The sequence below is a fragment of the Enterococcus sp. DIV1368d genome (assembly GCF_050542975.1).
GTDB classification, from domain to species: domain Bacteria; phylum Bacillota; class Bacilli; order Lactobacillales; family Enterococcaceae; genus Enterococcus_D; species Enterococcus_D casseliflavus.
This window is the reverse complement of sequence record NZ_CP172939.1, coordinates 3495547-3509852: the sequence shown is the minus strand read 5'-3', so window position 1 is coordinate 3509852 and position 14306 is coordinate 3495547. Positions and strand designations below refer to the sequence as shown.

The window sequence follows — 14306 nt, the reverse complement described above, 5'->3', positions numbered from 1 at the left end:
ATTGGAGATTCGTTTTCAAACAGATGTCGGCAAACGTCGCAACACAAACCAAGATTTTGCAGCAACCTATGTAAATAAAGCCAATGTGACATTGGCCTTGCTTGCCGATGGCATGGGGGGCCACCGGGCCGGAGATGTCGCTAGCCGTCAAGCAGTCAGTGAGATCGGCACCGCTTGGGAACAGACAGAGCTGACAGACAGTGAAAAAACTGCCCAATGGCTGATCCAAAAAATCCAAGCGGAAAGCCAAGTGATTTTCCAAAAAGGACAAGAACAAGAAGAACTTAGCGGCATGGGCACCACGATCATTGCTGTGGCCTTATTAGGCGACCAGTTTACGATCGCCAATGTCGGGGACAGCCGTGCCTATCTTTTACGCAATCAAGTGCTGACTCAAATCACAGAGGACCATTCACTGGTCAATGAATTGGTGAAGTCGGGACAAATCACGGCAGAAATGGCCTTGAATCATCCTCGCAAAAACGTTTTGACCCGCTCGATCGGTATGCCAAGCGAAGTCGAAGTCGATGTGGCGATCCACTTTATTGCAGACGGGGATTATTTGCTGCTGTGTTCAGATGGATTGACCAACATGGTCTCAGATGAAGAGATCACAGCAACGATCCAAGAAAACCCTGTGCTGGAAGAAGCAGTGCAATCATTGATCGATCAAGCCAACGAACGCGGTGGTGTCGACAATATCACGGTATTATTGATTAAAGTTGGAGGAGAGCGCCCATGATCGAAATTGGGAAGAAGATAAACGGCCGATACAAAATCATCGGCAATATCGGCAGCGGCGGAATGGCAAATGTGTTTTTGGCGCATGACTTGATCTTAGACCGTGAAGTGGCAATCAAAGTGCTTCGTTTTGACTTCCAAAACGACCAAAGTGCGATTCGGCGCTTTCAACGAGAAGCCTTGGCGGCGACTGAGCTGGTTCATCCAAACATCGTAACCGTTTATGATGTCGGCGAAGAAGACGGCATGCAGTTTTTGGTGATGGAATATGTCAAAGGGATGGATCTCAAGCGCTATATCCAAACGCACTATCCCGTACCTTATTTGCAGATCGTTGATATCATCCAACAAATCTTATCAGCGGTGGCATTGGCCCATCAGCACCGCATCATTCACCGGGACCTAAAGCCCCAAAATGTGCTGATCAATGAAGACGGCGTGGTGAAAATCACCGATTTTGGGATCGCGATCGCCTTATCAGAAACATCGATCACCCAAACCAACTCGATGCTAGGCTCGGTGCATTATCTTTCACCAGAACAAGCACGAGGCAGTATGGCCACCAATCAATCAGATATTTATGCGATTGGAATTATCCTCTATGAAATTTTAACCGGCAAAGTACCCTTTGATGGCGAATCAGCCGTAACGATCGCCTTGAAACACTTCCAAGATGAGATCCCTTCGATTCGGATCTATGACAAAAATGTTCCGCAATCGCTGGAAAACGTCGTATTGAAGGCGACCGCCAAAGAACCGGCGGATCGTTACAAGACCGCCGATGAAATGCGGGCAGATCTCGATACCGTGTTGTCTCCTGACCGCCTCAATGAACCGAGATGGGAACCTCATGCCCTGATGGATGAAACGAGAGTGCTGACTCCAGTGGAAGCAGCCCAAGTCGAAACGCCGCCAGTGGAGGAACCCGTAGAAGATGAGGTTGCGGATCAAGCCGAAGAACCAGCGCAACCGAAAAAGAAAAAACGCAAACGCTGGCTGTTGCTGCCCATCATTATGGTGATCGCACTGTTAGGGATAGGCAGTTACTTCCTATTCGGCGGTGGTCGAGGAGATGTGGCGATTCCTGAAGTCAGTGGTCAGACGGAAGCAGCTGCCCGTGCCGAGCTAGAAGCCGCCGGCTTGAAAGTAGCAGATGAGGTGGAAGAAATCGAAGACGATGAAGTCGAAGCAGGCAATGTCGTCAAAACCGATCCCCCAGAAGGCAATGAAGTCAAAAAGAATTCCGTCGTCACTCTCTACATCAGTAGCGGAACGAAGAAAATCACCCTTGATGACTATGAAGGTCGTTCCTTCGATGATGTCAAAAAAGAATTGATCGATTTGGGCTTTGATGAAGACAGAATCAAAGAAGAGTTAGAGTCGTCAGATGATGTCGACGAAGGGGATATTATCAGTCAATCACCAGCAGCAGGGCGGGAAGTTTCCCCAGCAGAAGACGAAATCACCTTTAAGGTCAGCTCCGGACCAGATAGCTTCGCAATGGACAACTATTATGGTATGACAGAGGCAGATGCACGAGCAGCATTAACTTCTCGCGGGGTAAGCCTTTCACAAATCAATGTCACTTACGAATCCAGTAGCCAACCGGAAGGTACGATCATTGGTCAAGCACCAGCGAGTGGCGAGTCCGTTGTGACTTCCAGAACCATCATTACATTAACTGTCAGCAGCGGGCAAGAAATGGTCAATGTACCAAGAATCGTTGGCAAAAGCCAAGCCGATGCAGAAGCAGATTTGAATGAAGCAGGATTGCAGTATACGATAGAACAAGAATCTGATTATAATGACTCTGTGCCTGCTGGAGAAGTAGTGCGCGTTACGCCGGGAGCAGGTACTTCTGTAGCAGTAGGAAGTTCTGTCACCGTGACGGTTTCCAGAGGTCCTCGACCACAGGATTCTTCTTCGTCAAGCAGCTCATCCTCCTCAAGCAGCAGCTCGTCAACGAGTGAAAGTAGTTCAGAAAGTACGCAATAAGATGAACGTTTATGTTAGAAGAACAAGCAGCCTACGGGGACCAAAGAATTTTCTTTTTGTTCCCCGACGAGCTGCTTGTTTCTTTTTGTAGCTAAAAAGCTGAAGCGAGGGATAAGTGTCTTTAAAATTTCCTTTAGACCTTCCTTTTGTGCAAGCGTACATCTTTCCAAGGATTCAAAAATTGGGTATAATGAAGGTCAGAATTAGTCAAGGGAGGGAATGAATTGAGTCATCACAACACTTCCGATTTGATTGAAGCATATTTGAAGAAAATTCTTGAAGACAGTGAAACCATTGAGATTCGTCGCGCAGAAATGGCAAATTTGTTCAACTGCGTGCCCTCACAAATAAATTACGTGATCAATACCCGCTTTACCGTTCAAAGAGGCTATGCGGTTGAAAGCAAACGCGGCGGGGGCGGCTATATTCGGATCGAGAAAGTCAAAATTACTGATAGCCACCACTACTTAAAAGAAATGAATCAATTATTCGATGAAACCATCTCGGAAAAAGATGCATATGCAATAATCCAGAAACTTTATGAGGAAGGAATCCTGTCCAAGCGAGAAGGCAATTTATTGTTGACCGTCATCGCGAAAGCAGTTCTAGGACGTTCTCCTTATGAAAATAGAACACGAGCTGATTTGCTCCATGCAATTCTAGAACGATTAAGTTACGAAGACAGGAAGTGAAAGAGATGGATGAATTATTCACCCAACGCGCGAAAGCCGTTTTGGCTATCGCCCAAGAAGAAGCAAAATACTTTAAGCACCAAGCAGTAGGTTCTGAACATATTCTATTGGCACTGGTCATTGAACAAAACGGGATCGCTGGCAAAACGTTACGGGAAATGAATATCACAGAAAACGATATTCGTGAAGAAATCGAGCATTTAACAGGGTACGGCACCGTTCGTCAATACCCAGAAAACGCCTATCTCGCGTATTCACCACGAGCAAAACATACATTTGCTTATGCAGGGGATGAGGCCAAGCGTTTAGGGGCACCACAGATCGGTACCGAACATCTATTATTAGGCTTATTAAGAGACGAAGACATTTTGGCTTCACGAATCATGCTGAATCTCGGCTTGAGTCTCGCGAAAATGCGTCAGCTTTTGAAGAAAAAAATGGGCTTCAATGAAAGCAAAACCAACGGAAGTGCTGGTCGTCGTCGTCCAGCCCAAGCCAAAGCGCAGCAAGGAACACCAACCTTGGATTCCTTAGCCCGTGATTTGACCAAATTAGCCCGTGAAAAACGGCTAGATCCTGTTGTCGGTCGTGCCAAAGAAGTCAAACGGCTGATCCAGATCCTTAGCCGTCGGACCAAAAACAACCCTGTTCTCGTTGGGGAACCTGGTGTTGGGAAAACCGCGATCGCCGAAGGCTTAGCCCAAAAAATCATCAATGGGGAAGTCCCAGAAGACATGCAAAACAAACGTTTGATGATGCTGGACATGGGGGCTTTAGTTGCTGGAACGAAATACCGTGGAGAATTTGAGGACCGAATGAAAAAAATCATCGATGAGATCTATCAAGATGGTCAAATCATCTTATTCATTGATGAATTGCATACACTGATTGGGGCCGGCGGAGCCGAAGGGGCGATTGATGCCTCGAATATTCTGAAACCAGCCTTAGCCCGTGGAGAATTGCAAACCATCGGTGCCACGACATTAGATGAGTACCAAAAATACATTGAAAAAGATTCTGCGTTAGAACGCCGTTTTGCCCGAGTGCAAGTCGACGAACCAACACCAGAAGAAGCGGAAGAAATTTTGCGCGGCTTGCGTCCTCGTTATGAAGAACATCATGGGGTGGAAATTTCTGATGATGCGTTACACGCCGCTGTGCAATTGTCCGTGCGTTACATCAATTCGCGCCAATTACCAGATAAAGCCATCGATTTGATGGATGAATCAGCAGCCAAAGTGCGTCTAGACAAAACCGATGAAAGTTCGGAATTGGCAGATCTACAAAACGAGATCGCTAACTTGATCGAAGAAAAAGAAGCAGCCATTCGCCAGCAAGATTTTGAAGCAGCAGCTCGTCTGCGAATCAAGGAAAAGAAATTGACCCAACAACTGACGGAAGTGGCGTTTATGGAAGTCAAAGAAGCGTCAGGCTATGCCGATAGTGTTACTGCAGAAGATGTTGCCACGGTCGTTTCCCAATGGACTGGTGTACCTTTGCAACAGATGGAGAAAAAAGAAAGCGAACGCTTGTTGGATCTTGAAAAGATCTTGCATCAACGGGTAGTTGGCCAAGAAGAAGCGGTCAAAGCAGTCGCTCGTTCGATCCGTCGTGCCCGCAGTGGGTTGAAAGACCCCAACCGCCCAATTGGTTCCTTCATGTTCTTAGGCCCGACTGGTGTCGGGAAAACCGAGCTTGCCAAAGCCTTAGCGGAAGCGATGTTTGGTAGTGAAGATGCCTTGGTTCGTGTCGATATGTCCGAATTTATGGAAAAATACAGCACGAGCCGTTTGATCGGTTCACCGCCAGGCTATGTCGGCTACGATGAAGGTGGGCAATTGACGGAAAAAATCCGTTCAAAACCTTACTCCGTCATCTTATTGGACGAGGTGGAAAAAGCCCATCCCGATGTCTTCAATATCCTCTTGCAAGTGCTAGATGATGGACATTTGACGGATGCCAAAGGTCGGAAGGTCGATTTCCGCAACACGATTTTGATCATGACTTCTAATATCGGTGCCCAACAAATCCGCGAAGAAAAAAGCGTTGGATTCAATGTCACTGATTTAACGAAAGATCACCAAGCGATGCAAAAACGGATCTTAGAAGAGCTGAAAAAAGCCTTCCGTCCAGAGTTCTTGAACCGTGTGGATGAAACAGTGGTCTTCCAATCCTTAGGTGAAGGGGAGATCCACGAAATCGTGAAGATTATGAGCAAAGCGATCATCAAACGGTTAAGCAACCAAGACATCCAATTGAAGATCACGCCATCTGCCATCGATGTGATCGGTAAAGCTGGTTTTGATCCAGAATATGGGGCACGGCCGATTCGTCGAGCATTGCAAAAAGAAGTCGAAGACCGTTTAAGTGAAGCGCTCCTATCAGGACAAATTCATTTAGGTGACAAAGTGACGATTGGTGCTTCCAAAGGATCGATCACTCTCAATGTCAAAGAGGGACAAGCACGGGTCTTGCAACAAGTTTAAGTCGAGCCAATAACGGCAGCGGCGTTTCTATGGTCGAGCAATCGGCACCCATAGAAACGTCGCTTTTTTGTCTTGCTATGTCTAGTAGTGATCAAGTGATCTCTATTAATTATGATTGATGATTCACAAAAAAATATCCTTCTAAATAGCTTTATGACAACGGTTGATTAACGGAAAAAGCGATATTCGTGAAAAAAAGAGTAACGAGACCTCTTGGAAAGAATCCTGCTGTGTGATACTATGAATGAGTTGAAAAAAGGAGGAGTATTATGGTTGAGATTATCGCCACGGTGGAATCGATCGAGCAAGCACAGCAGCTCATCCCTTATGTTGATACATTGTTTTTTGGAGAAGAGACATTCGGGCTGCGCCTACCGGCCTCTTTTTCTCGTGAAGAGCAAATCAGACTGATCGACATGGCCCACGAAGCTGGAAAGAAAGTGACGATCGCAGTCAATGGCATCATGCATCCAGAAAAAATGAAGCGGATTCCAGAATACCTAGCATTTCTGAAGACCAATCAAGCCGATCAAATCGCTCTCGGAGATCCTGGGATCATTTACCGCATGAAGCAAAATCCAGAATGTGCCGTGCCATTTATTTATGCAGGGGAAACCTTAGTAACGAGCGCTCGTCAAATCAATTTTTGGGGACAAAAAGGAGCAAAGGCAGCTGTTTTAGCGCGAGAAGTTCCTTTCGAGGAAATGAAAATCATGGCACCACAACTAAATATTCCTGTGGAAGTATTGGTTTATGGTGCGACCTGCATTCACCAATCGAAGCGTCCGCTTTTACAAAATTATTATAACTATACCCAACAATCGGAAGAAAAGAACCACGACCGTGGGTTGTTTTTATCCGAACCGAAAAAAGAAGAAACTCACTATTCCATTTATGAAGATAGCCACGGCACGCACATTTTTGCCAATAACGACATCAATCTGCTGCTGCAACTGGCGGAATTAGCCGCAACAGGCTTTCAAACTTGGAAGCTGGACGGAATCTATACACGAGGGGCTGCCTTTGTGGCAATTGCTAAGCTGTTTGCCCAAGCCAAGACCCTTGTAGAAAGTGGGAAGTGGCAAGCAGAGCAAGCAGCTGTGCTCAGTGAACAAGTTGCCCAACTTCATCCAGCAGAACGTGGGTTAGACACTGGATTTTATGCCATCGATCCTGACGATATCAAGTAAGGAGCAAGAACAAATGACCGTTAAACAAGCATTGAAACGACCAGAAGTGTTAGCACCAGCTGGTACGTTAGAAAAATTAAAAACAGCGATCCACTATGGCGCTGACGCTGTCTATATCGGCGGCAATGCCTATGGTCTACGGAGTCGCGCGGGAAACTTTACCTATGAAGAAATGGCGGAAGGGGTGGCTTTTGCCAAAGCCCACAACGCAAAAGTCTATGTAGCAGCCAACATGGTGACCCATGAGGGCAATCAAGAAGGTGCAGGGGAATTCTTTCGGGAATTGCGAGATGTCGGTATTTCGGCAGTGATCGTTTCTGATCCCGCTTTGATCCAGATCTGCGCAACAGAAGCGCCAGGTCTACCGATCCATTTGTCCACCCAAGCCAGTGCCACGAACTATGAAACATTGGAATTTTGGCGGGAAGAAGGTCTAGAACGGGTCGTTCTCGCCCGAGAAGTGTCCATGGAGGAAGTCGCTGAGATCCGCAAAAATACTAGCGTGGAGATCGAAGCCTTTATTCATGGCGCCATGTGTATTTCTTATTCTGGCCGTTGTACTTTGTCCAATCATATGTCGATGCGAGACGCCAATCGCGGCGGCTGTTCGCAATCTTGCCGCTGGAAATATGATCTGTTTGACATGCCCTTTGCAACGGAACGAAACAGTTTGACTAAAAACGGGACAGTGGAAGAAGAGTTTTCCATGAGTGCTGTGGATATGTCGATGATCGAACATATCCCTGATTTGATTGAAAACGGCGTGGATAGTTTCAAAATCGAAGGCCGCATGAAATCGATCCACTATGTTTCAACCGTGGCGAACGTTTATAAAGCAGCCGTGGACAGTTACATGGCCGATCCAGAGAACTATGTCTGTAAACAAGAATGGATCGATGAACTGTGGAAAGTTGCGCAGCGAGAGCTTGCCTCAGGCTTTTACTACGATACCCCAAGTGAAAATGAGCAGTTGTTTGGTCCGCGTCGGAAAATTCCGCAATACAAATTTATTGGGGAAGTCATGGCGTATGATCCGGCAACGAAAACAGCTACGATTCGGCAACGGAACCACTTTTCCGTTGGCGATGAAATCGAATTTTACGGTCCCGGATTCCATCACTTTCACCAAACCGTCGAAGTCATGTATAATGAAGACGGTGAATCCATCGATCGTGCACCAAATCCTATGATGCTGTTGACGATGCCGGTCAAAGAACCGGTGGAAGTCGGAGACATGATTCGGAAGAAAAAATAAGGTCGAGAGTTTCTCTCGGCTTTTTTTGTTGAATCAATCCAGCCAAAAAGGATCGATGAGAACATAGACAATCTTAAGGAGGAAACAACAAATATGGAAACATACGACTACATAGTAATTGGTGGCGGTAGCGGCGGAATCGCCTCAGCCAATCGGGCAGGGATGCACGGCGCCAAAGTATTGTTGATCGAAGGCAATGAATTAGGCGGCACCTGTGTCAATGTCGGTTGTGTACCGAAAAAAGTCATGTGGCAAGCTAGTGAGATGTTAGAAATGATCAAACGGGACGCAACTAGCTACGGAATTTATCCACATGTGGATAAATTTAATTTTACTGATCTTGTGGATAACCGTGAAAAATACATTGATTTTTTACACACAGCCTATCAAAAAGGCTTAGACAGTAACAATGTAGAAGTTATCCACGGTTATGCACAGTTTGTGGATAACCACACGGTTACCGTCAATGGGGAAAACTACCATGCAACAAACATTTTGATTGCCACCGGTGGAAAACCTAGCGCGATGAATATTCCCGGCGGTGAGTACGCCATTGACTCGAATGGTTTTTTTGCGTTGCGAGAAGCACCAAAGCGTATGGTCGTCTTAGGGGCAGGCTACATCGCAGCCGAAATCAGCGGTGTCAGCCAACAGCTGGGCAGCCAAGTGGCTTGGGCGTACCGCAAAGAGCGGCCATTACGAACCTTTGACAAGATGCTTGCGGATAATCTCGTGGAGATGTACCAAGAATCAGGAATCGAAACTTATGCAGGCTACGTTGCCTCTCGTATCATTAAAGAAGGTGACGAGTATCTCGTTCACTTTGAAAATGGCGAAACCTTGACCGGCGATTGCGTCCTTTTTGCTGGTGGTCGTGTGCCGAATACGGATAAGTTAGGTCTGGAAAACACCGATGTCCAATTGGATGAAAAAGGGTTTATCATTGTGGACAAATATCAAAATACCACAGCTGACTCGATTTTTGCGGTGGGCGATGTCATCGGAAAATTGGATTTGACCCCGGTTGCGATCGCCGCCGGTCGACGCTTGTCTGAACGCTTGTTCAACGGTCAAAGCGATGCGTACTTGGATTATCACTTAGTGCCGACGGTCATCTTTACTCATCCACCGATTGCCACGATTGGTTTATCCGAAGAAGCAGCCTTGGCAAAATACGGCCAAGAGCAGATAACGGTGTATCGCTCGCGCTTTACACCGATGTACTTTGCTTTAAATGAGTATCGCCAAAAATGTGAGATGAAATTGGTGTGCTTAGGAAAAGAAGAAAAAATCATCGGTCTGCACGGCATCGGGATCGGTATCGATGAAATGCTGCAAGGCTTCGCTGTAGCCATCAAAATGGGTGCTACAAAAGCAGACTTTGATCAAACCGTTGCCATTCATCCGACGGGGTCAGAAGAATTTGTGACGATGCGTTAAAAGAAAAAAAAACCTCAACTGACAGATGATTTGTCAGTTGAGGCTTTTTTTGCGTATAAAATTCTATCTATCAACTAAAAAGCCCCCAAAGGTAGATCAAAAATCTAATCTTGGGGACTTATTTCAGTATGATTCCAGCTGCTAGGCTTTTGCTAGATCCTTGATCAGTTCTGACGCCCAAGGATCTGAGCAGTGATCTGGTAAAGATACGTTTTGGTTTCATCTTTGGTCTCAGGTAATTTCTGGATCGCCTGCAAAGCTTTTTTCGTATAGTCGGCTGCGAGTTTCTTGGCTTCCTCGATCCCAGCACTTTCTTGGACGATCCGATAGACTTCGTGGGTGTCGGTGTCCGTCATGGCGTCTTGTTTTTCCAGCAATGGGAGCAGCTGTTGGCGGTCACTTTTCAATGCCATCAACAGCGGCAGGGAATAGACGCCTTGCCGAACATCTTCCAATACTGGTTTTCCTAAAGCAGCCGCATCTTGGCTGTAATCTAAGACGTCATCCATGATTTGAAAGGCAAGGCCAATGGCTTCACCGATCTCACGGGCTTGATTGGCAAAGCGCAAGGAGGTGCCGCTTTCGTAAGCCCCTATGAAGCAGCTTAAAGCAAACAACTCAGCGGTTTTGCCGCGAATGTTTTCTAAGTAATCCTCGACAGTGACGGACAAATCGTATCGTTTGCTCATTTGTCCTAATTCGCCGGCCAGGATTTTTTCCATACTACGGGAATTCATCTGCAAGCTTTTCATGGAGCTGGCATAATCCGCCATCAATTTAAAGCAGCAGACAAAGAGGTAATCACCAGCATAGACAGCGACATCGTTGCCAAATTCGGAACGAATGGTCGGCAGCTTGCGGCGGGTGTCCGCATGATCGACGATATCGTCGTGGATCAACGAGGCAGTGTGGAGCATTTCGATCGAGGCCGCCAATGCGACGGCTTTTTCACGATCTTTGTCGCTGCCATAAGCAGAAAAGAGCAGCTGATAAGCAGGACGCAGCAGTTTCCCACCTGAATGGATCATGGACAGGATCGCTTGTTCGACCTCTTTGTTTTTTAGTTTTAATGATTTTTCCATCAATTGCAAGGAGGCAGATAAGTCAGCTTGCAGTGCTGGATACTCTTGCCACATGGAATGAAGTTTCATAATTAACTCCTTTATTCTGAATCCGAGCGCCATTTGACTTTGGTCTGGCGTTCATAATCAATTTGAAAACGGCGCAGTGTTTCGACACGGCGCAGCAAGTAGTTGGCGGCGATTCCGATAGCGATCCCGGACAAGATCCCAAAGAAAGACAGGACCGGCAAGTAGAGCATCACGCTCCAGGATTGAGCGATCCATGAGGCAGTGATCAACTGTCCGACGTTGTGTAAGAACCCGCCGGCCGCACTAATGCCGATGATACTGACACGCTTAGGCCCCAACTGTTTCACCAAAGACATCCCAAAGTAGCTCAATAAGGAACCGCTCATACTATATAAGAAGGTCGAAACCGTTCCTCCTAGTAACGTCGTTAAGATCAGTCTTAGCCAAATCAAGAGAAAGCTGTCTTTTTTTGGCATGGTGAACAAAGCAATAATGGTAATTAAATTTGCCAAACCTAGTTTCGCACCAGGCGCAAAGGCAAATGGATAAGGGATCATATTTTCAACTAAACCAATCACGACCCCTTGGGCGACCAGCAGTGAGATGAAAATTATTCGTTGTAATCGACTCATAAGCAAACGATCAATAGATTAGATCGTCGGTCTCACTCCCATCTGCGGCTTGGATTTCGATCACTAATTTATGAGGCAGACAGACGATGGTTTCCCCATTTTTACTAGCCCAGCCACGGCGGACACAAATCTGGTCGCCGCAATCGGCTTCCTTGATTCGGATCCGATCCCCTTCGATCTCCAGTAAATTGGTATCGCCATCTTCATCTTCATAAAGATAGGTGTACGTTTTTTGACCTTCAACTAAGTCAAAACGCTTGATTTCTGTCCCATCGACCCGCAAGACGGCTTCTTTGTCCGCTGTTTGCGTCTGGCCAAAAATAAAAATCGGTAAAAAAGAGCTGAGGATCAAAACAAGTATGATGACGCCATCCCATGGTTTTAAATGGGCATCGCGGATAAATTCTTTTAATTTCATCAAAAAAGACTCCTGTTCTTTCATGTGATGTGTCTCATTCTAGCATAAGAAGACAAGATTCTACTAGCTGAATCCTCAATAATCCACCGATTTCTGTGCAAGGACGATCAAGAAAAAGTTCTGTACTTGGAAAGAGACCAAGACACTGATTGAAAATCAGAATGTCTTAGTCTCATGAAGTCGTACAGGTATTCTATTTTGCTGGCTTATTTATTGCCGTATAAGGAGCGAGGGGTACCGTACCACCATTTTCCAAGGGTACGTTGCAACCATGGGATTACCCAACGGTCTAAACCGACTGCGCGTCCTGAACCGTTCATCAAGGCAAATGCAACTGGAATGAACCAGATGTTTACCCAGTAGAACATACCAGACATACAGAAAGTCAACACTAAAACGATAGTCGTTGCGTTAACTAACCAAGTGAAGAGACCAGCCATCAATGCAAGAGCTAAAGCAATTTCAAAGAAGACCATGAATTTTTGGAAGAACATTGCAACGTCGTTGTTTGGCATGATAAATTGCATAACTTTTGTGAACCAGTCAGGTGATTTTTCAATCACGATCATTGGTTGCTCACCGTAAGCATAGCTCAAACCGAAGTGTGCGGCTTGTGTCGCTGCATCGGCTGCTTCACCGGCACCACTAGCGGCACTTGCTGCATCGGCTGCTTCACTAGCACCACTTGCTGCATCAGCGACTGTTTGGTATTCCCAAGTCCAAGGGAATACGCTGTTGCCTTGGAACCAAGAACCTTCACCGAACCAAGTACCAGGTTTGAAGACTTCCCCATTCGTACCCAAAATTTTCTTGAAGGCTTCAACGAACCAGACAAGACCATAGAAAATACGAAGCGGAACACTCCACAAGACGTTTCCGTAACGAGACGTGTGACCACGGGCTACTGTCCGGTCATCTTTGATGTGGAAGATTTCATGCATCAAGTATTGGAACATGTAGTAACCAGAACGAATATCAAAGAAGTATTTCAAGTTAACGATATGTTTCATAATGATCGCTAAGAAACCGCTCAGGTGAATCTTATTGAATAAGTTCGCCACGCCCCATTTGGCACCGATGGAAACCATAAATCCTTGGTAGTTTCCTTTGAATTTATGTTTTTCGCCGCCTTTGATGGCTGAAACGATATTCGTTGCTGCAGTGTGCCCAGTTTGTTCAGCTGCTTGCACGATTTGTGGTGTTGGTGTGTTCGGGAATTCTTCGAAGTAAACCAAGTCACCAATAATATAGATGTTTTTGTCTTCGTAGCCTTTTGCTTCCATGTACTCATTGGCAACTAGACGGAACCCACGCGCGGTTTCTAAACCGAAATCAGCAGCATCGCTAGTTCCTTTGACGCCGGCAGTCCAGATCAATGTGTGGGTTGGGATCGTTGAACCATCTTTTAGTTTGATGTGGTCAGGTGCCACTTCAACGATAGGTGCATTCAAGACAAGATCAACATTGTTTTTCTTCAAGTAACGTTCTGCTTTGGCTGCATCGTTACGATCAAGCATGTTTAAGATCGTTGGCATTGCTTCAACGACTTTCAAGCTGATTTCACTTGGGTCCAATTTATAATCGGAAGCTAAACGATCTTTCCAATCGATCAGTTCACCGATCATTTCGATCCCAGTAAATCCAGAACCACAAACGACAAACGTCAACATTGCTTTACGTAATGCTGCATCTGGTTCGATCGCTGCTTTTGCGACAGTTTTTTCAATGTGTTCGCGAATGCGGACAGCATCGTCAAATGACCATAGAGTAAAGCCATTTTCTTTGACACCAGGTGTACCGAAGTCATTCGGTTCGCCACCCATCCCTAAGATCAAGTAGTCAAATGAATAGCTGCCTAATTTTGTTTGGACGGTTTTATTTTCTTTATCGATCCCAGTTACTGTATCGGTTACTAAACGAACATTTTTCTTGCGTGAGAACAAGCGCTGCAAGTCATATTGAATTGCGGTAGGTTCTACACGTCCTCCAGCGACTTCATGCAGTTCAGTCATCATCGTATGATAAGAGTGACGGTCGATCAATGTTATCTCAACATCATTGTCTTTTTTCAATTTCTTTGCCATGTACTTCGTAGCAGAAACGCCTGCATAACCGGCACCGACAACGACAATGTTTTTCTTTGCCATTGCAAATCTCTCCTTAATAAAAATAATCTATGATAATAATTACACAATCGTTCCTATTATATAGACAAATGGTTCATTTGTCTAACGATTCTGATGAAAAAAACGCATATTTCCTGAAATTCGTGAAAACTTGCGAAAATCAAAAAATAAGTCATTTTTTATTGAAAAAGCGGAAAGGAAGCGGTTGACATCTCGTAAATTTACTTTACAATGTTAGAT

Annotated in this window: 11 protein-coding genes; 7 read left to right on the top strand and 4 right to left on the bottom strand. The window is 45.7% G+C overall.

What is annotated here, in order from left to right; translation table 11 throughout:
* Position 1 precedes the first annotated feature (1 nt).
* The 7 genes from IGJ44_RS16520 to gor all read left to right on the top strand — a co-directional run bounded on the left by IGJ44_RS16520 (position 2) and on the right by gor (position 9799).
* Positions 2–742 (top strand): Stp1/IreP family PP2C-type Ser/Thr phosphatase, encoded by a 741-nt coding sequence (locus tag IGJ44_RS16520; protein ID WP_074536310.1) that lies wholly within the window; start codon positions 2–4, stop codon positions 740–742.
* A complete protein-coding gene (pknB, locus tag IGJ44_RS16515) occupies positions 739–2736 on the top strand; it encodes a Stk1 family PASTA domain-containing Ser/Thr kinase (protein WP_074536309.1) in 1998 nt (665 codons plus the stop codon). The genes IGJ44_RS16520 and pknB overlap by 4 nt, the downstream gene beginning before the upstream one ends.
* Positions 2737–2960: 224 nt before the next feature.
* A complete protein-coding gene (locus tag IGJ44_RS16510) occupies positions 2961–3428 on the top strand; it encodes a CtsR family transcriptional regulator (RefSeq protein WP_005230319.1) in 468 nt (155 codons plus the stop codon).
* Between the two features lie 5 nt (positions 3429–3433).
* On the top strand, positions 3434–5914 hold the full coding sequence (locus tag IGJ44_RS16505) for an ATP-dependent Clp protease ATP-binding subunit (RefSeq protein ID WP_010748867.1): 2481 nt from the start codon (positions 3434–3436) through the stop codon (positions 5912–5914).
* Between the two features lie 269 nt (positions 5915–6183).
* Positions 6184–7104: a peptidase U32 family protein gene (locus IGJ44_RS16500; RefSeq protein ID WP_167827261.1), complete on the top strand. Its 921-nt coding sequence runs from the start codon at positions 6184–6186 to the stop codon at positions 7102–7104.
* Between the two features lie 13 nt (positions 7105–7117).
* On the top strand, positions 7118–8359 hold the full coding sequence (locus IGJ44_RS16495; protein WP_008381725.1) for a peptidase U32 family protein: 1242 nt from the start codon (positions 7118–7120) through the stop codon (positions 8357–8359).
* Positions 8360–8452: 93 nt separating this feature from the next.
* Entirely contained in the window at positions 8453–9799 is a 1347-nt protein-coding gene (gene gor, locus IGJ44_RS16490) for a glutathione-disulfide reductase (protein ID WP_167827260.1), read from the top strand.
* Between the two features lie 164 nt (positions 9800–9963).
* Here the strand turns inward: gor and IGJ44_RS16485 are convergent, their stop codons facing one another.
* The 4 genes from IGJ44_RS16485 to IGJ44_RS16470 all read right to left on the bottom strand — a co-directional run bounded on the left by IGJ44_RS16485 (position 9964) and on the right by IGJ44_RS16470 (position 14087).
* Positions 9964–10950 (bottom strand): polyprenyl synthetase family protein, encoded by a 987-nt coding sequence (locus IGJ44_RS16485; RefSeq protein ID WP_010748870.1) that lies wholly within the window; start codon positions 10948–10950, stop codon positions 9964–9966.
* Positions 10951–10961: 11 nt separating this feature from the next.
* The gene (locus IGJ44_RS16480) at positions 10962–11522 is read right to left on the bottom strand and encodes a Gx transporter family protein (protein WP_005232987.1); all 561 of its coding nucleotides are present in this window, start codon (positions 11520–11522) and stop codon (positions 10962–10964) included.
* A gap of 10 nt (positions 11523–11532) precedes the next feature.
* Positions 11533–11940: a NusG domain II-containing protein gene (locus IGJ44_RS16475; RefSeq protein ID WP_010748871.1), complete on the bottom strand. Its 408-nt coding sequence runs from the start codon at positions 11938–11940 to the stop codon at positions 11533–11535.
* Positions 11941–12146: 206 nt separating this feature from the next.
* Positions 12147–14087, bottom strand: a complete 1941-nt coding sequence (locus IGJ44_RS16470) for an NAD(P)/FAD-dependent oxidoreductase (protein ID WP_005230327.1) — start codon at positions 14085–14087, stop codon at positions 12147–12149.
* Positions 14088–14306 lie beyond the last annotated feature (219 nt).

Coding starts and splice junctions, on each gene's coding strand:
- pknB (WP_074536309.1), top strand. CDS start 739: ATGATCGAAATTGGGAAGAAGATAAACGGCCGATACAAAATCATCGGC.
- IGJ44_RS16505 (WP_010748867.1), top strand. CDS start 3,434: ATGGATGAATTATTCACCCAACGCGCGAAAGCCGTTTTGGCTATCGCC.
- IGJ44_RS16500 (WP_167827261.1), top strand. CDS start 6,184: ATGGTTGAGATTATCGCCACGGTGGAATCGATCGAGCAAGCACAGCAG.
- IGJ44_RS16495 (WP_008381725.1), top strand. CDS start 7,118: ATGACCGTTAAACAAGCATTGAAACGACCAGAAGTGTTAGCACCAGCT.
- gor (WP_167827260.1), top strand. CDS start 8,453: ATGGAAACATACGACTACATAGTAATTGGTGGCGGTAGCGGCGGAATC.
- IGJ44_RS16485 (WP_010748870.1), bottom strand. CDS start 10,950: ATGAAACTTCATTCCATGTGGCAAGAGTATCCAGCACTGCAAGCTGAC.
- IGJ44_RS16480 (WP_005232987.1), bottom strand. CDS start 11,522: ATGAGTCGATTACAACGAATAATTTTCATCTCACTGCTGGTCGCCCAA.
- IGJ44_RS16475 (WP_010748871.1), bottom strand. CDS start 11,940: ATGAAATTAAAAGAATTTATCCGCGATGCCCATTTAAAACCATGGGAT.
- IGJ44_RS16470 (WP_005230327.1), bottom strand. CDS start 14,087: ATGGCAAAGAAAAACATTGTCGTTGTCGGTGCCGGTTATGCAGGCGTT.